The organism is Dethiothermospora halolimnae (assembly GCF_037577855.1).
GTDB classification, from domain to species: Bacteria; Bacillota; Clostridia; order Tissierellales; family VENL01; genus Dethiothermospora; species Dethiothermospora halolimnae.
The window spans coordinates 1-19,221 of the sequence record NZ_JBAKFX010000050.1; the positions used below are offsets into that span (position 1 = coordinate 1).

The following is a 19,221-nucleotide window of genomic DNA, read 5'->3' on the forward strand; positions in this document are numbered from 1 at the left end:
AATTAATTCAACTATTTGCTTCTTAAATTCTTTAGTATACCTTTTACCTTTATTAGACATGATAATCCTCCAATTCAATTTTATTTATTATATCATGTCCGAGTTTTCACTGTCTAATTAAGTATAACCTATCCAGGTTGTAATGCAACTACCTTAAAAGACTTGTCTGAGAAGGGTGAATATATTATTTAAAAAGTATTTATGATTCTTTCGATTCTATGGACTTAAAAGATGATAAAAGAAAATTATTTGTAGAAATTGACACTTTGAACAATTGGACAAGTAAAAAATTAGATACTAAGGACAAGCCTGTGAAGAAAATGGAAAACTATATAAAAGGAATATCCACTATAGAAGAGTCATCACATAAGTTATATGGTTATTGTCTTTTAAATTTATCTGTGGATACAAATAATAAACAATCTAAAAATTTGATGGGAACCCTCAGGTCAAAAATGTCGGATTTAACTAAATCAAATACTATATTTCAGAAATGGTTATATTCAATTAATAACTTAGATAATGTAATTAAAAACTCGGACTACTTAAAAGAACATGAATTTTATATAAAAGAAAATTTAAGAAAAGGGACATACTCATTAAGTGAAGAAGAAGAAGTTGTCATATCAAAGCTGACTAATACTGGGACAGGTGCATGGTCAGAACTTCGTAATACATTAGTGTCAAACCTTATGTTTGATATAAACATAGATAATGAAGAGAAAAAGGTACCCTTATCAATTGTCAGGAAGCTGGCCTTTGATAAAGAGCCTATAAAAAGGGAAAAAGCTTATAAAGCAGAAATCAATGCTTATAAAAAAATAGAAGATTCTGTAGCGGCTGCACTAAATGTAGTTAAAGGACAATCATTAACAGTTTCTCAATTAAGGGGATATGATTCTCCATTAGATGCTACTTTAATAAATGCTAAAATGGATAAAAGCTCTTTAGATGCAATGTTTTCAGCTATTAAAGAGAGTTTACCTATATTTCATAAATATTTAAGAAAAAAGGCCCAAATTTTAAGATATAAAGATGGACTTCCTTTCTATGAGTTATCATCACCAATAATCGATAAAAAAGTTCACATGGAATATACATACAATGATGCAAAGGAATATATAGTAATAAAAAAACTTATTACCTAAAATATACTTAAAATTATAATTGAGTTAAAAGTTTCACTTTTTTTCATGTTTATTTTGCTACAAAAATAAAGTAGGCAAAATATAATGCTAAAAAATATAGACATTAAACCATATTTAGACAATTTTTGCATTAATATTATTGTATACTTGTGTAGTCAAGATAACAAAAAAAGGAGATGATATTATGAAAAAGGTGAAAAAAATTATTGTTTTAAGTTTAGTAATGTTTTTGTACATGTCTACTGTAGCTTTTACCAATCCTAAAGTAAGTAGTGGGGATAGCCATAAGATAGAAAATAAAACTACTTATACTGATCATCATATTCATATTATGAGTGAGGAATATTCTAAGTTTCATAAAAAGATACTTGGAAGTGACAAGTACTTTGGTACTCCGATAAAAGAAGTTTCAGGGGAGTCAATAATATCTTTATTAGATGAGGCTAATATAAATAGAGCTTTTGTTCTTTCAAATAGCTATATTCTTGGTATGAAGGGTGCAGAAGGAACCGATGAATATGAGGATGTAAAAAAAGAAAATAATTATGTTGCAATAGAAGTGTCTAAGTATCCCGATAGACTAATTGGTTTTTTTAGTGTCAACCCATTGAAAGATTATGCAATAAAAGAAGTGGATAGATGCTATGATGTTTTAAAATTATCAGGTTTAAAGTTACACTTTACAAACTCTGATGTGGACTTGAATAAACCTGAGCATCTAAAAAAAATAAAAAAACTTTTCTCCCATTGTGCTGAAAGAGATATTCCAATTTTATTGCACTATAAAAGTAGAAGTCCAGAATATGGGAAAAAAGATGCAGAGATTTTAATTAATGATATTATATCTAAAACTCCAAATTTAAAGTTACAAATTGCCCATTTAGGTGGTTGGGGTGGATTTGATAAGTCAACTAAAGAAGTATTTTCCACATTTATTAAAAAATATAATTCGAACTCTAACTTAAAAAAGAATAATATCTTTTTTGATTTATCAGGAATAGTTGTAACAGACCGAGAATATATGCCTGAAGCTTTGGAAATAACATCTGAAAAAGACCATAAAGAGATAGTGGAGATGTTGAGAGCCTGGGGATTAGATAATGTAGTATTTGGTTCGGACTATCAATATCAAACTACAAAGGGTTATCTTGAGTATTTAGAAAAATACCTACCCTTAACTGAAGAAGAGATTGAAAATATTTTAGATAATGACTTAACAAAAGTATTTTTTGAAAAAGATAATGGAGAGATAAGACATCCAGATTTTGAAAAGTTAAACAAATTGCTTAAAGAAGGTATTGATTATAATGCTCCTTTTAGTGCTGAATACTAATATAATAAAACTTATATATGAGGAAAACTTAACTATAAAAAGGGTCTATTCTTAGACTCTTTTTATAGTATAAGAAATATAGATTAAAACAATATAAGTTGATAAAATATAATTGACAAAGTTTTTATACAATAAAAAGGGGGTCAATCAAAATGTTAAATAGTAAAATATCAAAAGAATTAAAATTGCAACATAATCCAGTGGCGATTATATTTACAGATGAATTGCCGGAAAAAGTAAAGGAACTTAAGTCCTCTAAAGAATCCCACGGATGTTCATTATCGGCTCTAAGGGATGCAGCCAAAGGGGAAACTGTATATCTAAATAAAGAAACACCGGGGTGTAATGGCATGAAAGCGGGAATGGGATTTGTTGATGATATAAAGATACCAGGAGGTAGAGAGTACTTTCTCTCCTGTGGTAGGGGAGAGGGTTTTCCCGAGGGAGAAAAACTTAAGAAGACACCTGAAGTTGCTAAGTCTTATTATGATGGACTTCCAAAAGAGGTAATGAATAATGAATATGTCATATTTAAACCACTGGAAGGGTCAGATGAAGATAATATTTCTTTAGTTACATTTTTAGTGAATCCTGATCAATTATCGGCTTTAATAACCCTCCATGCTTATGACACAGGGTCAACTGATACAGCCTATATGCCCATGGCATCTGGTTGTTCCACAATAGTAAAACTACCATTAGCTGAAATGAAGAAAGATAACCCTAGAGCAATCATTGGGCTCGCTGACATTTGGGCTAGACCCTTATTTGATGGCAATATACTTGCCTTTACTGTGTCCTATAAACAGTATAAAAGAATGGAAAGTTATGCAAATGACTGCTTTTTCCAAGCGAAAACATGGAATGGAGTTAAGAATAGGTTAGTTTAAATTCACTTTAAACATTTTGGTAGAGAATTATTAGAAAAAAACACTACATTGAACTCCTATAATAACCTAAGGTATAATGTATATACAAGCAAGCAGCTGCATTGTATATTAAAGGAGAAGGGTGGAGTTTATTTATGAAAAAAACAGTAAATGAAAAACTAGTTGATTGGGCTATAGAAAAGATTAAAAAGGATTATAAAGATGATGTGGCATTACTAATAGGAAATAGTGCATATAAGTTGGAGAAAGATGCAGATGAATTTTCTTTAAGTTATTATATACCTACTACAGAAAAGGGATATGATTTGGCGAAAACCTTTATTATTGATGGTATAGGATATGACCTATTCCCAATCTCCTGGGATCGTATAGAAGATCTTGCAAATCTAAATAAAGATAATATTTCTTCACTAGGGGAAGGTAAGATATTGTATTATAGAAGTGAAGATGATAAGCAACACTTTTTAGAATTACAATCTAAATTACAAGAAAATTTACAAGATTCCGAATTTATGTTTAAAAAAGCTCTTGAAAAATTAAACATTGCCATGGAATTATATAAAACCATGATGTTTGAAGATACCCTTTATAAGGTGAGAAAAGCTTCAGGTTATATAGTGGATTATTTATCAATAGCTGTAGCAAATGTAAATCTAACATACTTTAAAAGTGGATTTAGTAACCAGCTTTCAGACTTATTAGATATGGAAAACCTTCCAGAAGGTTTTGTTAAGCTTTATAAAGAAATCATTAAGGCAAGTTCAAGCGAAGAACTGAAGAAGTTATGCTACAAGATGATTTACAGCACAAGACAATTTTTAAGTGATAAGAAAGAAAAAAAACAAAAAAAAGACTACAATAAAGACTTTAATGAATTAGCAAGCTGGTATCAAGAACTTTGTTATACATGGAGAAGAATATATGAGTTTTGTGATAACAATAATCCCGTTGAAGGGTTTATGTGGGGATGTTTTCTTCAATATGAACTTGATATTGTAAGGGAAGAGTTTCGACTTGAGGAAATGGATTTACTTAGCGCCTTTAATTCAGAGGATATGACAGATTATCGTGAGAAAGCTGAAACTTTAGAAAAACAGATGGTATCAATAATAGAGAAACATGGTGTAGTAATAGATGCTTATAGTTCTGTTGAAGACTTTCTAAAGAAAAATAAATAGAAGTTTGGTGTTGTACAATGAAATATAAAAAAGCATCCGACATATTACCCGATGAACTACTTAGAGAAGTACAAAAATATATTGAAGGAGAGACCCTTTATATTCCCAAGGAAAAGAAACGTAGAAAGTGGGGAGAACGTTCCGGTGCAAGAAAGTTCTTTAAAGAAAGAAATGAGGAAATAAGGAATAAGTTTTACCACAAAACTTCCTTAGAAGAATTAGCAGAGGAATATAACCTTTCTACTGAAACCATTAGAAAGATAGTATATAAATAGGTTTATATCAACATAGGTTGTGGATATTTAGATAGATATCTATAGCCTATGTTGACGTTATTTCATCACTGTTTCATGCTGTAAAATAAGGGTATCTAAAAAGTAGTAATACTTGTACAATAAACTGAATATTATAAAATATACTACTTAATGAGGAGATAACCTATGATAAAAAATAGCATAAGAAATAAGCTGATATTTTGGTTTATAATTATATCATTAATACCATTAATAATAGTCGGAGGTTTCGGTTTTTATAATACTAAAAGTGAAATTAGTAACAATCAATTGGAAAAAATAGATTTTTTCTTTAGAAACATTGATAGCAAGATAACTAAGTTCTTTATTAGTGGTGAGAAGGACATTAATCTAATAAAGGATATAATAGAAGGACAATTAGATAGAGAAGACTTTGATAGAAAAAACTTAAATTCCATTGAAAATATATACTATGATTTCATTAATAACAATGTCCAATATAGAGAAATTGCACTAATAGATGCTAATGGTTATGAGAAGGTAAAGGTACAAAGATATAATGGAGATATTAATATAATAGATGAAAATAATCTTAAATTGGAAAATGATAAGGATTACTTTAGTGAAATTAAGGATTTAGATAAAAAGAAAATATATATGTGGGATATAAGTTTGAAAGAGGAATATAACTCTACAAAGACTCCATATAATCCTACAGTAAAGATAGCTGCTCCAATATATTTAGAAAATAATAGTAGATGGTTTGTAAGCCTAGATGTGGATGTGAAATATATTTTAAGGGATATAGAAAATGTGAGACTTAATAATAATTTTGATAACTTTATGATTATAGATAAGAATGGACACTATATACTAAATTCATTTGGTGAAAAAGGGTGGGGAGCAAATAATAATTTAAATACAGGAGACAATTTAAAAGAAGACTATCCTAAACTTTATAAAAAAATATTAGACTCTAATGAATTTAATCAAGTTAATATAAATGATAATGTAATAACTTGGTATCCTGTTAAGTTGAAGGGTTTTGATAGCAAATTCACATTGCTTTTACAAGTGGCCAAAAGGGATTATTCCAAACCTCTGTATAAATTTAGAAATGTATTTTTCCTTCAGTTGTTTATATCTCTTATTATATTAATATTTTCTGGAATACTGGTATCTAGATATCTAAGCAAGCCCATATTAAAATTAGTAAAAGCAGTGACTAATATTAGCGAAGGTTCCTTCGATATATCAGTGGATATAAAAACTAAAGATGAACTTCAAATATTAGGAAAAGAAATAAATAATATGGCAATGAAGCTTAAAGATATGTATGCTAATATGGAGGAAAAAGTAAGGGAGAGAACCAAAGAACTAAGGAAGGTTAAAGATAATCTAGAGGAAATAGCTATAAAGGATCAGTTAACAGGGCTTTATAATAGACATTACTTTAATAACTATGTAGACTCTAAGCTAAAGAAGACCTGTAGTTGCAATAATCAGTGTGCAGTGTTTATAATAGATGTGGATGATTTTAAAGATATAAATGATAACTATGGTCATAATACGGGAGATGAAGTTCTTAAAGTGATTGGCGGTATCCTTAAATCTTCATCTAGGTCAAATGACAAAGTTATAAGATATGGTGGAGATGAATTTTTAGTTATATTATATAATGGCTCTGAAAAAGTGGCAGAAAAATATTTAAATAGAATTAAAAGTAATATAGATAAATGGAATGGGAAAACCGATATTATAGATGATTATGTTAGTGTCAGTGTAGGTTATAAGGTATATGATTGTAGTCAAGATATATCTGAGGTTATAAATCATGCGGATAAAATGATGTATAGTAATAAACAGAAAAAGAAGTAAATGGGTTGGGGGATTACGAATCCCCCAACAACAGGGTATGTTAAGTTGAGGGATTATGAATCCCCAAACAGCGGGATAACCAATAGAAAGCTAAAAAGAGAAGCGGAGCTCCGCTTCTCTTTTTAGCTTTCTATTGTATAAGTGAAAGGATAAACTGATTCTGCACTTTTACCAAGTCTACTGGCAAATTCCCTAGCATCTAACTCTTCAACAACACCATCATCTTTATAAACCTTCATATTCCATACTTCACCATTATCTTTTACAAGTAAATCTGCATTATAAGTTGAACCATCATCAAATGTGACTTTTCCTTTTTTCCAAGGCATAAAAACATCACTCCTTTTTATTTAGTTCATTATTAGTGTTCTCATAAAGTCAATAATTATTAGTTGCAATAAGTTACATTTGTAGAAAAAATAAAATATTAAAAAACTGTATTTTTTTCTACTATCCATTGACAAAATAAAAATAATAGATTAAGATAATAATCAAACACACAAAAACCGATAAGAATACACGGGATTAAAGAGGGGGATAATATGATAGACATATTAGATTTAAATAAAAGTTATGATGAAGTGGAAGTTTTAAAGAATATTAATCTACATATTAAAAAAGGAGAGTTCATTTCGTTAATCGGCCCCTCTGGTTGTGGTAAATCCACATTAATTAATATAATAGCTGGATTAGATCCAGCCAGTAGTGGACAAGTTCTATTGGATGGAAAAACAATTAAAGGGACAGATACCGATAGGATAATGGTTTTTCAAAGTGGAGCATTATTTCCTTGGCTAAGTGTTTATGATAATGTAAGCTTTGGACTTAAAAATGTTTGTAAAGATTCTAAAGAAATAAAAAGAAAAGTAGAGGATGTTCTTAGGAAGGTTCATCTATACAAATTTAGGGATAAATATCCCCATGAATTATCTGGGGGAATGAAACAGAGGGTTTCCATAGCAAGGAGTATTGTTATGGAGCCTAAGATATTACTTATGGACGAGCCTTTTTCTGCTCTAGATGAACAAACGAAAATGTTACTTCATAATGAACTACAGGAAATATGGCTTGAGACTAAAAACACAATAATATTTGTTACCCATAATATTAGAGAGGCAGTAAAGCTCTCCGATAGGGTTGTAATAATGGGAACTAGACCTGGATCTATAGTTGATGATATTAAGGTGGATATACCCCATCCTAGGGATACAACTAATAAGGACTTGTATTATATGGAGAAATTAGTTTTTAGTAAGTTGAAAAAAGAGATAGAAAAGGTTGCAAGAGAGGAGTTAGGTGATGGTTACAAATTTGAAAAGGATAGGTTTTCTAATGATAGCAATAATACTATGGGAGGTGGTATATAGATTACAAATTTGGCCTGAGTTTATGTTTCCATCACCATTTGATGTATTTAAAACTTTAAAGGATGGATTTTTAGATGGAACATATTCTATTGCACTATTGTTTAGTATTAAAAGATTATTGATAGGTTACTTTATTGCTGTAATCTTGGGTACTATAGTAGGTATTATTTTGGTAACAAATAAAACCTTAGATGATACATTTGGAACATTGATATTATCATTTCAATCGGTACCAAGTGTAGTTTGGTTACCCCTAGCATTACTTTGGTTTAAAATGGGGGAGCAGGCTATTATCTTTGTTGTAGTAATAGGTGGAATATGGAATATGATAATAAACTCATCCACCGGGATAAAAAATGTTGATCCAGTATTAATAAGGTGTGGTAAAAATCTAGGTTATAAAGGAATCAGCTTATTTACAAATATAATATTACCGGCCTCCATACCCTACATAATAACTGGAATGAGGTTGGCTTGGGCATTTTGTTGGAGGGCTTTAATGGCGGCGGAGATTTTAGGAACCGGTAGAGGTCTTGGACAAATATTAATGTGGGGAAGAGATATGGGTAATATGACCACTGTATTATCGGTAATGATTATAATTGCATTAACAGGACTTATAACTGATAACCTAGTTTTTAAAAAAGCTGAAAATAGGGTTTTTGAAAAATGGGGACTATCGAAATAAAGGGAGGAATTATAAAATGAAAAAAATTATTTTAGCAATGTTAGTTATATCTTTATTATTTATTACAGTAGCTTGCGGTAGTGATGAGAGTGATGATAATGAAATAAGTATCGGATATTTTCCAAATCTATCCCATGGACCGGCAATGGTTGGTATTGAAAAAGGATTTATAGAAGATGAGCTTAAAGATAATAGTATAGAAACTATGAATTTTCCAAATGGTTCATTATTTATGGATGCTTTATCCACAGGCCAAATAGACTTAGGTTATGTTGGACCGGGACCAGCTCTGAATAGATATCTACAAGGGGGAGAAGTGGTTTTAATTGGAAATAGTAGTAAGGGAGAAAATGTTTTAATAGCTAGAAAGGATGCTGATATAAATAGTATAAAGGATTTAGAAGGAAAGGTTGTAGCTACACCATCTACAGGTTGTACCCATGATTTACTTTTTAGAAAAATGCTTAAGGAAAATGGAATGGCAACAGAAGAAAATGGAGGTAAGGTTAAAAGGATACCTCAAAAGCCAGCAACTATGATTGGATTATTTCAACAAAAACAAATAGATGCAGCAGTTGTATCGGAACCTTGGGCATCTATGATGGAATCAGAGGGAATTGTAAAGGTTATTAAAGAGGCAAATGAGGTTCCATGGGAAGGAAAGTTACCGGCAACGGTTCTTGTGGCAAGTAAGGATTTTGTAGACTCAAATTCTAAAGCTTTAGAAAGCTTTTTAAATGCCCATGGGAAATCAATTGATTTCATCAATAATAATAGGGAAGAGACTATAGATATAATAGGAAAACAAATAAAGGAAATTACTAATCAAGAAATCGATAAAGGAATAATCAAGAATTCATTAGCTAGAGTAACCTTTGATTCTACGGTGGATAAAAATATCTTGCAAGAATTCGCAGATTTATCAAAGGAGTTAGGTTTTATAGAAGGTAGCTCAGATTTATCAGAACTATTTTGGGATAATTTAGAGTAATAGAAGATTAAGGGGTGATAAAATGATATTTAATAATATAACTGAATTGATAGGTAATACACCTATATTGAAACTAAATTCAATAGTATCTAAGAACTCAGCAGATGTTTTTTTAAAGCTAGAAAACCTTAATCCCAGTAAATCTGTTAAGGATAGGGCGGCATTAAATATGATATTAGAAGCTGAAAAGCAGGGTCTAATAAAACCAGGGGCCACAATAATTGAACCAAGTTCTGGAAATACCGGCATAGGATTAGCTATGGCGGCATCGGCAAAGGGGTATAAGTCTATTATAATAATGCCTGAAACAGCCACAACAGAGAGAGTAAATCTGCTTAAAGCCTATGGCGCAGAGGTTATTTTAACACCGGGAGAAAAATTAATGTCTGGTTCCATTGAAAAGGCAAAGGAATTATTAAACAAAATACCTAATAGTTTCATGCCAGATCAATTTAACAATATGTCTAATCCCGATGTTCATAAAAAGACAACGGCCCTTGAAATATTAGATGATATGGAGAATAGTTTAGATGCCTTTGTTGCAACTGCAGGAACAGGAGGTACCATAAGTGGTACAGGTGAAATTCTTAAGAAGCATATTCCAAGTTTAAAGATATATGTGGTTGAATCCGAGAACTCCCGGGTCATAGCTGGAGGAGAACCGGGACCCCATAAGATAGTAGGAACTGGTCCAGGATTTATTCCCAGTACTTTGGATAGGGATATATTTGATGATATAATTCATATAAGTGACAAAGATGCCATAAATACAACCAAACTGTTGGCACAGAAAGAAGGCGTGCTTTGTGGTATATCATCGGGGGCATCAACATACGTAGCATTAAAAATAGCAGAAAAACTAGGTCCTGGAAAAAAGGTATTGGCAATAGCCCCAGATACAGGTGAAAGATATTTAAGTATGGATATTATATAAAAATTAAATTATTTATTCACAGAATTTAGAATAAAAACATATAGTGTATTAAGATGATAAATATCTACTACTTAAAAGGAGGGCTTGAATATGGGCTACGGATATGGTGAAGGAGGAGACGAATTACTATTTTTCTTCTTGTTATTAATTGTAATATTCATACCTCTTTACGGAGGATATTAAAAGCTTAATACCATTAAAAATAGGGACCGATGTTTTGGTCCTTATTTTTATTAAAAAAATAAAACTTCATATTTCCTTCATAATTACTAATTATAATAATAACTACAAAGATTACTAAGTTTAACCTAGATGAAGGAAAGGAGAATGTATTATGATGGGACATGGAATGTTCATGGGGGAGGAATATTTGGATTATTAATAATCGGATTAATAATCTATTTAGTAGTTAGACCCAATAGTCATTCTACAAGTAGCTATAGAAGTAGTGATAGATCCCTTGAATTATTGAAAGAAAGATATGCAAAGGGAGAAATTAGTGATGAGGAATATGAGAGAAAGAAAAGAAATCTAAGAGATTAACAAAAGGAGGAATAATTTATGCACCATGGATTTAATATGATGGATCATATGTTTGGATATGGCTATTTAGGAGGAAATAGTTGGTGGTGGATGTTAGGGATAGGGTTACTTAAACTGGCTTTAGCCATTGTGGCAATAGTTTTAATAGTGAAATTAGTTAAAAAGGATAGATATAAAACTGATAACTACTATACATCAAAAAAAGCAGTTGAAGTTTTAAAGGAAAGATATGTACTGGGAGAAATAAGTGATGAAGAGTATGAAAGAAAATTAAAAGTATTGGATTCTTAAGGTTGATGGCCATTTCATTTTTATATGGAATGGTTATTTCTATGATTTAGTATATGTTATAATGGTTTTATAAATAGAGATAATAAGGAGCTTAATATGGGATATGAAAATAAAAATAAATATAAAGAACTTATGACTATTATAATCATGATAATTGTTATAACTCTTCTCCACTATTCAACCATTATGTCTAAGTGGGAACTTCATATTTTTTATAGAAGGTTATACTATATACCTATCATATTGGCAGCATTTAGATACAGGCTAAAGGGAGGAATTATTACATCGGTAGCAGTTAGTATACTATATGCTCCCCATCTTATACTATATATTAGAGGGATAAATATTACATCACTAAATCAATATTTTGAAATAATATTATTTATTACTATAGGTATTATTACAGGAAAATTGGTGGACTTACATTATAAAAAGGAAAAACTTCTAGAGAAAAAAATTGGAGAGATAACAAATTTACAAAATTATACTGAAAATGTAGTGGATAGTATAGACGGTGCAGTTATATCTATAGATAAGGATTTTAATATAACTTCTGTAAATAGAAATGGAAAAAGTATGTTTAATATATGTTCCCACAGAGAGAATATTAAAATAACTGATATATTAAAGGATAGTAAGATACTTGATATATTAAATCAAGTAAAGGTCCAGAAATCATCATTTAAGGATATAAATACAGAAATAGAAATCAATGATGAAAAACTATATTTGACTGTGAATTTCTTTCCTTTATTTGATATATTGGATAGATTTGAAGGAATAGTATTAGTTATACAGGATAAGTCCAAGGAAAAAAACTTTGAAGCCCAAGCTATTAGGGCGGATAGATTAGCTACTGTAGGAGAATTGGCATCGGGAGTTGCCCATGAAATAAGAAATCCCCTGGGAATTATAAAAACCACAAGTCAAGTTATAAAAGAAGATATCGATGATTATGAAATAAAAGAAGGTTTAGAAATAATAGAAAGTGAGATAGATAGAGCAAATAAGGTTGTAAAGAGTTTACTAAATTATGCAAAGCCCAAAGAAATCAATAAAGAAAAAGTAAATATAAAAAATTTATTAGAAGAAGTTATAGTTATAATAAATAAATATGCTAAAAAGCAAGATGTAAATATAAATACCAATATATATGATAGTATAACTATAAAAGGAGACAAGGAACAGCTAAAACAAGTATTTATAAATATAATATTAAATGCAGTACAGGCCATAGTATATGAAGGAACAATAGTTATATCCCTACTAAAAGAGGGAGAATGGGTTAATATTAAGATAAAAGATACCGGTAATGGGATATCTAAAGATAATTTAAAGAAAATATTTAATCCATTTTATACAACTAAAGAAGAAGGGACAGGATTAGGACTTTCAATAGTAAACAGGATAATAGGAGACCATAGGGGGTACATAGCAATAGATAGTGTTGTTGGGAACGGAACTGTTGTAGATGTATACTTGCCTATAAATGAAAGTGGTGGTGATAAAGATGAAAAAGACAATATTAATAGCTGATGATGAAAAAAATATGATATGGGCTCTTAAGAAAGCCTTTAAAAAGAAAAATTTTAATGTTATAACAGCTTCAGATGGTCAAGAAGCTGTAGATAAGTTCATAGATGAAATTCCAGACATAGTTTTATTAGATTTAAAAATGCCAAAGTTAGATGGGATAGAAGTATTAAAGAGAATTAAAGAGCATAATAATGAAACACCGGTGATAATGATAACAGCCCACGGCAGTGCTAAGACTGCGGTTAAAGCTATGAAATTAGGGGCATATGACTATATCTCAAAACCATTTGACATAGAGGAATTAAAAATACTTATTGAAAAAGCTATTAATTATAAATCATTAAATGATGAGGTGACATATTTAAAAGAGAAATTAAAAGAAAACAATAGAGATATTATATATAAAGGAATAAAGATGGAAGAAGTAATGGAAATTATAGAGAAAGTAGCTCCAACTGATGCCACCGTTTTAATCTTAGGGGAAAGTGGAACAGGAAAAGAATTAGTAGCCGATGCTATCCATAAAAATAGTGCAAGAAAAGAGGGGCCATTTGTAAAAATAAATTGTGGTGCTCTACCAGAAAATCTATTAGAAAGTGAGTTGTTTGGATATGAAAAGGGGGCATTTACAGGGGCTGTATCCAATAAACTTGGTAAATTTGATATGGCCCAAGGGGGGACTATTTTCCTTGATGAAGTAGGTGAAATAAGTCCTTCCATACAGGTGAAACTACTTAGGGTTTTACAGGAAAAAGAATTTGAAAGGCTTGGTGGAAATAAAACTATAAAAGTAGACACAAGGATTATAACGGCAACTAATAGAAATTTAAAAGAGAGGATAGAAAAGGGTGAATTTAGAGAAGATTTATATTATAGGTTAAATGTAATTCCTATTGAGATTCCTCCATTAAGGGAAAGAAAGGAAGATATTCCATTGTTAGTTACCCATTTCTTAGATAAATACTCATCACAAATGGGCAAAGGGAGAGTTATTATAGACAAGGAAGCTCTAAATAAGTTATGTAATTATCAATGGAAGGGTAATGTTAGGGAATTACAAAATGTAATTGAACGTTGTGTAATATTATCATCTAATAATGAAATAAAAGGGGAAGATCTACCTGACGATATAAAGAAAAAGGAATGGAAGAGGGATTATTTCAGTTTGCCGGAAGACGGGATATCCCTTGAAAAAGTTGAAAAAAGCTTGATAAAACAGGCTCTTAAAAAGGCTGACTATAACCAAACTAAAGCGGCTAAATTACTTGATATCACAAGATATACTTTGCTTTATAGAATGGATAAGTATAATATAGAAAAATAAATATAAAATAATAAAAACAATGGGGTGCCCCATTGTTTTTATTATTTTAGGTATAAACTATTCCGCAACTTTATTTCCTTCATCTAAAGCAAAGAATCCACCAAAACCAAATAGTGGTAAACAGAATAATATTATTATGAAGAAGAAAAAGAAGCCTCCTCCTCCAAAGCCACCAGCTCCACCGTAGCCCATAAGTTAAAACCTCCTTTTGATATTAATTAACTGTTACACTATAAGTATATTCTTTAAGGGGGAAAAGTGTGTTATATAAAACAAATATATTTTAATATTGTGGTAAAAGATACACAGATAATAAAAGACAATATACTATTTGTAGTATTATAAAGGTAAGGGAAAAGGTGCATAAATACTTAGATGGGAAAAAATAAAATCTTCAAGGGAATTTGAAGTTCTTTTAACTATCAAATCTATAAATTTAATCAATGTGGCATGATGATTGCATCAATATTTATTGTGGAATGAAAGGAGGTACATACATGGATCAAGTGGGTTTTGTAATAAATACAAATGATGGATATGCTGATGTGGAAATTAGAAGGGTATCTGCTTGTGGAGATAAGTGTGGCAGTTGCGGAGGTAATTGTGATGCACCTAAGACTAGAGTGAAAATAAAAAACAGTATTAAAGCTCATTCAGGAGACTTTGTCGAAATAGATATGGAAACAAGCCAAGTCATGAAATCTACATTTGTAGCATATGGTATACCCCTGTTTATGACCATATTAGGAATAGTAATGGGAAGTTATATTTTCGGGAGTGTGACAGATATTAATAAAGAATTGGGAGGATTACTTTTAGGGGGAATAGCCTTAACTGTTTCCTTTTTCATTATAAGAATGGCTGATAAGAAACTAAGTAGTAAAGAGGACTTTAAGTTCCGTATGATAAAAATTTTGAATATAAACGAACTATTATAGAATTTACTGGAGGTATAGTATGATAAAAGAGAAATATAATGAATTAGCTGAGATAATAGAAGGGTTGGAAAGTGTTGCGATTGCCTTTTCTGGGGGAGTTGATAGTACTTTTTTAATTAAAGTATGTAAAGAGGTTTTAGGAGACAAGGCAATAGCTGTAACAGCCACTTCGTCTACATATCCCCAGAGGGAGTTTAAAGAGGCTTGTAAATTTACAAAGGAAATAGGGATAGAACATATTATTATTGAATCGGAAGAAACGGATATAGAGGGTTTCTCTAAAAATCCACCTAATAGATGTTACTTTTGTAAGTATGAATTGTTTACTAAGGTCAAAGAGGTGGCAAAGGAAAAAGGTATAAAGTATGTATTAGACGGTTCAAATTTTGACGATATAGGGGATTTCAGACCAGGTATGGAGGCTGCAAAGGAACTTATGGTTAGGAGTCCCTTAAAAGAAGCAGAGTTAACTAAATCAGATATAAGACTATTATCAAAAGATATGGGACTGCCTACTTGGGACAAGCCTGCCTTTGCCTGCCTTTCGTCGAGATTTCCCTATGGGGAAGAGATAAATCCTAACAAGCTTAATATGGTAGAAGCTGCTGAGGATTATCTGATAAAATTAGGCTTTAAGCAGTTTAGGGTAAGATATCACGGTGATATAGCTAGAATTGAAGTTCATCCTAATGAAAGACATAAATTCTTTAGTATAGATATTATGGATGATTTATCAGATAAACTAAAGAAGATTGGATTTACTTATGTTACCATGGATTTAACCGGCTATAGGATGGGAAGCATGAATGAAGTTCTAAGTAATAATAATTAATAAAAAACAATGGGGAACCCCATTGTTTTTTATTAGTTATTGGGGAAGTGTAACTTCCTGACTTATTGCAATATAGATCTAGATTCTAGTTTGCTTTAAATGTTACTTGTTTTCATCTAAAGCAAAGAATCCACCAAAACCAAATAGTGGTAAACAGAATATTATTATTATGAAGAAGAAAAAGAAACCTCCTCCACCAAAGCCACCAGTTCCACCGTAGCCCATGAGTAAAAACCCCCTTTATTATTACTTGCTATATTATAAATATATTCTTTAGTGGTTAAAAGTGTGATTAAAAATGTGTTATATAAAACAATTTTATTTTTTCTATTGTGGTAAAAGGTACAAAAGATTAGTGGAGTAATAATAAACTTCTAAAAATAAAGGGGTTTGTAACATTGGCATGATAGTTGCATTAATATTTATTATAAATAAAATAAGGAGGGACTTTAAATGAAAAAATGGTTTAAAAATTTATTAAAGAAGATAGAACAACAAAATAAAAAGAGCTTCGGTTCAGGAAAGATGGATTGCTGTGAACTGAACCAACAAAGCAATAGTGGAAGCAAGAAATAAAAGGATATTTTAGTGGCTTAGTATACTAAGCCACTAAAATATATATTAAAAATAACTAGGATGGTGAGTTATGAAAGTATTATTTGAAATAGGACATTTTCCAATATATATATTTGGATTCTTTATAGCATTGGGAGTTATGGCAGGGATAGTAGTAGCTATGTTGGAAGCTAAAAGAAAAAAGTATGATGAAGATAAGTTATTTAATTTTATACTTGTGGCAATGGTATCAGGTATATTAGGAGCCAGAATATATTTTATACTAGCATTTAACTTAGATTATTATTTAGAAAATCCAATTAAGATCTTTGCATTTAGAGATGGAGGTTTATCAATCCAAGGAGCCCTGATTTTTGGAATATTAGGGTCATTAATATATGGTAAAATAAAGAAAATAAACATATGGGAAGTGGCAGATATTGTTGCTCCTGGTATTATTTTAGGTCAAGCCATAGGTAGAATAGGGTGCGATGTTTTTGGTGTAGAGATGTCTAAAGAATTATTTTGGGGAGTATCTATGAAAGGACAGTTATTACACCCTGCTCAAATATATGAGGCAGTATTGAACTTTATATTGTTTGGAATTTTGTGGAGTAAAAGAAAATCAGTTAAGTTCAATGGGCAACTATTCTCAATATATCTTATAGGGTTTTCTATAAATAGATTTATTGTTGAATTCTTTAGAACAAATCCTATAGTATTTGGAGGACTAACTATAGCCCATGTAACTGGTATTATTATGCTTATCGTTTCAGTAGTTCTATATCGCATTTTATCTAGTAGAGGAAATATAAAGAAAGATAATAAAGTCAAAAAGTATGATATCAATATCAAAGAACTGTTAGTTATTATTTCATTGATAGTTATATCAGTAACGATATATTATTCAATTTGGTTATAAATAAGAGGAGGTAAGTAAAATGGCAAAGAATAAGGGTCATAAAAATCATATGTTATTGATGTTATTAGGGTGTCTAGCGCCTATATTAATTATATTTGCTGTAAGGGGGATGAATATAAGTCTAGGTTCAGGAAGTATATTCTATTGGTTATTATTTTTACTCTGTCCTTTAATGCATATATTTATGATGAAGGGTATGAGGGGGCATGGAAATGGATGTAAAGGCGAAGAGACAGAGAAGAAAGAGATAGCAGAATATGAAGAGTAAATAAAAATATTTCATTGATAGACATAAATAAACTGATTGAAATAGTAAATCTTCATATTTTCTTCACAAGTTATAGTTATAATATAATTAATAAAAATTACAGGAGGGATAATTGTGAAAAAGAAACTAATAGGATTAATTGGAACAGTGGCCATAATGGGAGGTATAATAGGTGGAGTTGCCTATGCCCATGGTTATGATAATAATGATATCACAAGGGACAGAATGACGGTTAATGAAATTTCAGCTAGGGACTTTGAGTGGGATTCATTTAATGATGACCATTATGATGATATGATTGATATAATGAAGGAAAATGGATTTAAAGATCTAGCTGACAATATGGAAAATGGTAATTATGAATATATGGACGAGTTTATGAACAATATAACAGAGGAAGATTATAACAAAATGATAGATGCAATGAAAGAAAATGGATATGGATATATGGCGGAAATGATGGAATCAATAGGAAGAGAAGAAATGATTGAAATGCATAACTCAATGCATGGGGGAGATTTTGATGTAAATGATCATTGTAGATAATAAAATTATTTTAATTATTTAAATACCACTCTAGGGTGGTATTTATTATATTATAAAAATGGGTAAGTTATTAAATATAAGTATCTTATCTAAATCAATATGGAGGAATACTATGGATAGACATACGGAAAAAATAAGAAAAAGGTATGATCGAGTTTCTAAGGTATATGATTTTTTAGAAAAGCCTATGGAAAAATCTAAGTTTTCAAAATGGAGAGACATGGCTATAGAAAAGTTAGAAGGTAAAGTATTAGAAGTAGGTGTTGGTACTGGCAAAAATTTAGATTATTATCCTAAAGATTTGAATGTTACTGGTATAGACTTTAGTAGTAAAATGCTTGGGAAGGCTAGAAAAAAAGCTAAATTATTAAATAAGAACATAACATTAATACAAATGGATGCACAAAAAATGGACTTTGATGACAATACCTTTGATTCTGTCTATACATCCTGCGTTTTTTGTTCTGTACCAGATCCCATTAAGGGGTTAAAAGAAATAAGAAGGGTATGTAAAAATGGTGGAAAAATTATTATGATGGAGCATGTCAGAAGTGAAAAGAAGGTTTTGGGAACACTAATGGACATATTTAATCCATTGGCGGTAAATAGTTATGGAGCTAATATAAATAGAAGGACAGTGGAAAATTTGAAAAAGGCTGGATTTGATAATATAAAGGTGACAGATTTATGGCTAGACATTGTTAAGCTAATAGAAATAAAAAATGAAAAATAATATATTTCTTAATCTCTATAATATATAGTTATCCAAATAGCTTAGGTATACTTAATTAAGTATGCTTAAGCT

24 protein-coding genes are annotated in these 19,221 nt (G+C 30.4%); 21 read left to right on the plus strand and 3 right to left on the minus strand.

Going from position 1 to position 19,221, the window contains the following annotated elements; translation table 11 throughout:
* Nucleotides 1–218 precede the first annotated feature (218 nt).
* From V6137_RS16155 to V6137_RS16180, 6 genes are all read left to right on the plus strand, one after another.
* Complete coding sequence (locus tag V6137_RS16155) at nucleotides 219–1,148, plus strand: gluzincin family metallopeptidase (RefSeq protein WP_425448995.1); 930 nt, start codon at nucleotides 219–221, stop codon at nucleotides 1,146–1,148.
* Nucleotides 1,149–1,332: 184 nt separating this feature from the next.
* The gene (locus tag V6137_RS16160; RefSeq protein ID WP_425448996.1) at nucleotides 1,333–2,481 is read left to right on the plus strand and encodes an amidohydrolase family protein; all 1,149 of its coding nucleotides are present in this window, start codon (nucleotides 1,333–1,335) and stop codon (nucleotides 2,479–2,481) included.
* A gap of 152 nt (nucleotides 2,482–2,633) precedes the next feature.
* A complete protein-coding gene (locus tag V6137_RS16165) occupies nucleotides 2,634–3,371 on the plus strand; it encodes a DUF169 domain-containing protein (protein ID WP_425448997.1) in 738 nt (245 codons plus the stop codon).
* A 134-nt stretch (nucleotides 3,372–3,505) separates the two neighbouring features.
* A complete protein-coding gene (locus tag V6137_RS16170) occupies nucleotides 3,506–4,549 on the plus strand; it encodes a hypothetical protein (RefSeq protein ID WP_425448998.1) in 1,044 nt (347 codons plus the stop codon).
* A gap of 17 nt (nucleotides 4,550–4,566) precedes the next feature.
* Nucleotides 4,567–4,824 (plus strand): CD3324 family protein, encoded by a 258-nt coding sequence (locus tag V6137_RS16175; RefSeq protein WP_425448999.1) that lies wholly within the window; start codon nucleotides 4,567–4,569, stop codon nucleotides 4,822–4,824.
* Between the two features lie 165 nt (nucleotides 4,825–4,989).
* Nucleotides 4,990–6,681, plus strand: a complete 1,692-nt coding sequence (locus V6137_RS16180; protein WP_425449000.1) for a sensor domain-containing diguanylate cyclase — start codon at nucleotides 4,990–4,992, stop codon at nucleotides 6,679–6,681.
* A 122-nt stretch (nucleotides 6,682–6,803) separates the two neighbouring features.
* On the opposite strand, the gene V6137_RS16185 is transcribed toward V6137_RS16180, so the two are convergent.
* A complete protein-coding gene (locus V6137_RS16185; RefSeq protein WP_425449001.1) occupies nucleotides 6,804–7,010 on the minus strand; it encodes a hypothetical protein in 207 nt (68 codons plus the stop codon).
* A 213-nt stretch (nucleotides 7,011–7,223) separates the two neighbouring features.
* Between V6137_RS16185 and V6137_RS16190 the strand changes: the two genes are divergently transcribed.
* From V6137_RS16190 to V6137_RS16225, 8 genes are all read left to right on the plus strand, one after another.
* On the plus strand, nucleotides 7,224–8,048 hold the full coding sequence (locus V6137_RS16190) for an ABC transporter ATP-binding protein (protein WP_425449002.1): 825 nt from the start codon (nucleotides 7,224–7,226) through the stop codon (nucleotides 8,046–8,048).
* A complete protein-coding gene (locus V6137_RS16195; RefSeq protein WP_425449003.1) occupies nucleotides 7,993–8,736 on the plus strand; it encodes an ABC transporter permease in 744 nt (247 codons plus the stop codon). Before V6137_RS16190 ends, V6137_RS16195 begins: the two co-directional genes overlap by 56 nt.
* 16 nt (nucleotides 8,737–8,752) lie before the next feature.
* Nucleotides 8,753–9,727, plus strand: a complete 975-nt coding sequence (locus V6137_RS16200; protein WP_425449004.1) for an ABC transporter substrate-binding protein — start codon at nucleotides 8,753–8,755, stop codon at nucleotides 9,725–9,727.
* A 22-nt stretch (nucleotides 9,728–9,749) separates the two neighbouring features.
* Nucleotides 9,750–10,661, plus strand: coding sequence for a cysteine synthase A (gene cysK, locus V6137_RS16205; protein WP_425449005.1), 912 nt, complete (start codon nucleotides 9,750–9,752; stop codon nucleotides 10,659–10,661).
* Nucleotides 10,662–10,973: 312 nt separating this feature from the next.
* Complete coding sequence (locus tag V6137_RS16210; protein ID WP_425449006.1) at nucleotides 10,974–11,204, plus strand: SHOCT domain-containing protein; 231 nt, start codon at nucleotides 10,974–10,976, stop codon at nucleotides 11,202–11,204.
* An 18-nt stretch (nucleotides 11,205–11,222) separates the two neighbouring features.
* A complete protein-coding gene (locus V6137_RS16215; protein WP_425449007.1) occupies nucleotides 11,223–11,495 on the plus strand; it encodes an SHOCT domain-containing protein in 273 nt (90 codons plus the stop codon).
* 96 nt (nucleotides 11,496–11,591) lie between these two features.
* Nucleotides 11,592–13,031, plus strand: a complete 1,440-nt coding sequence (locus V6137_RS16220; RefSeq protein WP_425449008.1) for a two-component system sensor histidine kinase NtrB — start codon at nucleotides 11,592–11,594, stop codon at nucleotides 13,029–13,031.
* Nucleotides 13,006–14,355 (plus strand): sigma-54-dependent transcriptional regulator, encoded by a 1,350-nt coding sequence (locus V6137_RS16225; RefSeq protein WP_425449009.1) that lies wholly within the window; start codon nucleotides 13,006–13,008, stop codon nucleotides 14,353–14,355. The genes V6137_RS16220 and V6137_RS16225 overlap by 26 nt, the downstream gene beginning before the upstream one ends.
* Before the next feature lie 57 nt (nucleotides 14,356–14,412).
* Here the strand turns inward: V6137_RS16225 and V6137_RS16230 are convergent, their stop codons facing one another.
* Nucleotides 14,413–14,547, minus strand: coding sequence for a hypothetical protein (locus V6137_RS16230; RefSeq protein ID WP_425449010.1), 135 nt, complete (start codon nucleotides 14,545–14,547; stop codon nucleotides 14,413–14,415).
* A 305-nt stretch (nucleotides 14,548–14,852) separates the two neighbouring features.
* Between V6137_RS16230 and V6137_RS16235 the strand changes: the two genes are divergently transcribed.
* The gene (locus V6137_RS16235; protein ID WP_425449011.1) at nucleotides 14,853–15,293 is read left to right on the plus strand and encodes a SoxR reducing system RseC family protein; all 441 of its coding nucleotides are present in this window, start codon (nucleotides 14,853–14,855) and stop codon (nucleotides 15,291–15,293) included.
* Between the two features lie 19 nt (nucleotides 15,294–15,312).
* Nucleotides 15,313–16,125 (plus strand): ATP-dependent sacrificial sulfur transferase LarE, encoded by an 813-nt coding sequence (gene larE / locus V6137_RS16240; RefSeq protein ID WP_425449012.1) that lies wholly within the window; start codon nucleotides 15,313–15,315, stop codon nucleotides 16,123–16,125.
* 102 nt (nucleotides 16,126–16,227) lie between these two features.
* Here larE and V6137_RS16245 read toward each other — a convergent pair whose 3' ends face one another.
* The gene (locus V6137_RS16245; protein WP_425449013.1) at nucleotides 16,228–16,350 is read right to left on the minus strand and encodes a hypothetical protein; all 123 of its coding nucleotides are present in this window, start codon (nucleotides 16,348–16,350) and stop codon (nucleotides 16,228–16,230) included.
* A gap of 228 nt (nucleotides 16,351–16,578) precedes the next feature.
* Between V6137_RS16245 and V6137_RS16250 the strand changes: the two genes are divergently transcribed.
* The 5 genes from V6137_RS16250 to V6137_RS16270 all read left to right on the plus strand — a co-directional run bounded on the left by V6137_RS16250 (nucleotide 16,579) and on the right by V6137_RS16270 (nucleotide 19,149).
* Nucleotides 16,579–16,701, plus strand: a complete 123-nt coding sequence (locus tag V6137_RS16250) for an LDCC motif putative metal-binding protein (protein ID WP_425449014.1) — start codon at nucleotides 16,579–16,581, stop codon at nucleotides 16,699–16,701.
* 70 nt (nucleotides 16,702–16,771) lie between these two features.
* Nucleotides 16,772–17,602 carry a prolipoprotein diacylglyceryl transferase gene (lgt, locus tag V6137_RS16255; RefSeq protein WP_425449015.1) on the plus strand — a complete coding sequence of 277 codons (831 nt, stop codon included), beginning with the start codon at nucleotides 16,772–16,774 and terminating at the stop codon, nucleotides 17,600–17,602.
* A 19-nt stretch (nucleotides 17,603–17,621) separates the two neighbouring features.
* The gene (locus tag V6137_RS16260) at nucleotides 17,622–17,870 is read left to right on the plus strand and encodes a DUF2933 domain-containing protein (protein WP_425449016.1); all 249 of its coding nucleotides are present in this window, start codon (nucleotides 17,622–17,624) and stop codon (nucleotides 17,868–17,870) included.
* Nucleotides 17,871–17,984: 114 nt separating this feature from the next.
* Entirely contained in the window at nucleotides 17,985–18,416 is a 432-nt protein-coding gene (locus V6137_RS16265) for a hypothetical protein (protein WP_425449017.1), read from the plus strand.
* Between the two features lie 112 nt (nucleotides 18,417–18,528).
* Nucleotides 18,529–19,149, plus strand: coding sequence for a class I SAM-dependent methyltransferase (locus tag V6137_RS16270; RefSeq protein WP_425449018.1), 621 nt, complete (start codon nucleotides 18,529–18,531; stop codon nucleotides 19,147–19,149).
* Nucleotides 19,150–19,221: the final 72 nt, after the last annotated feature.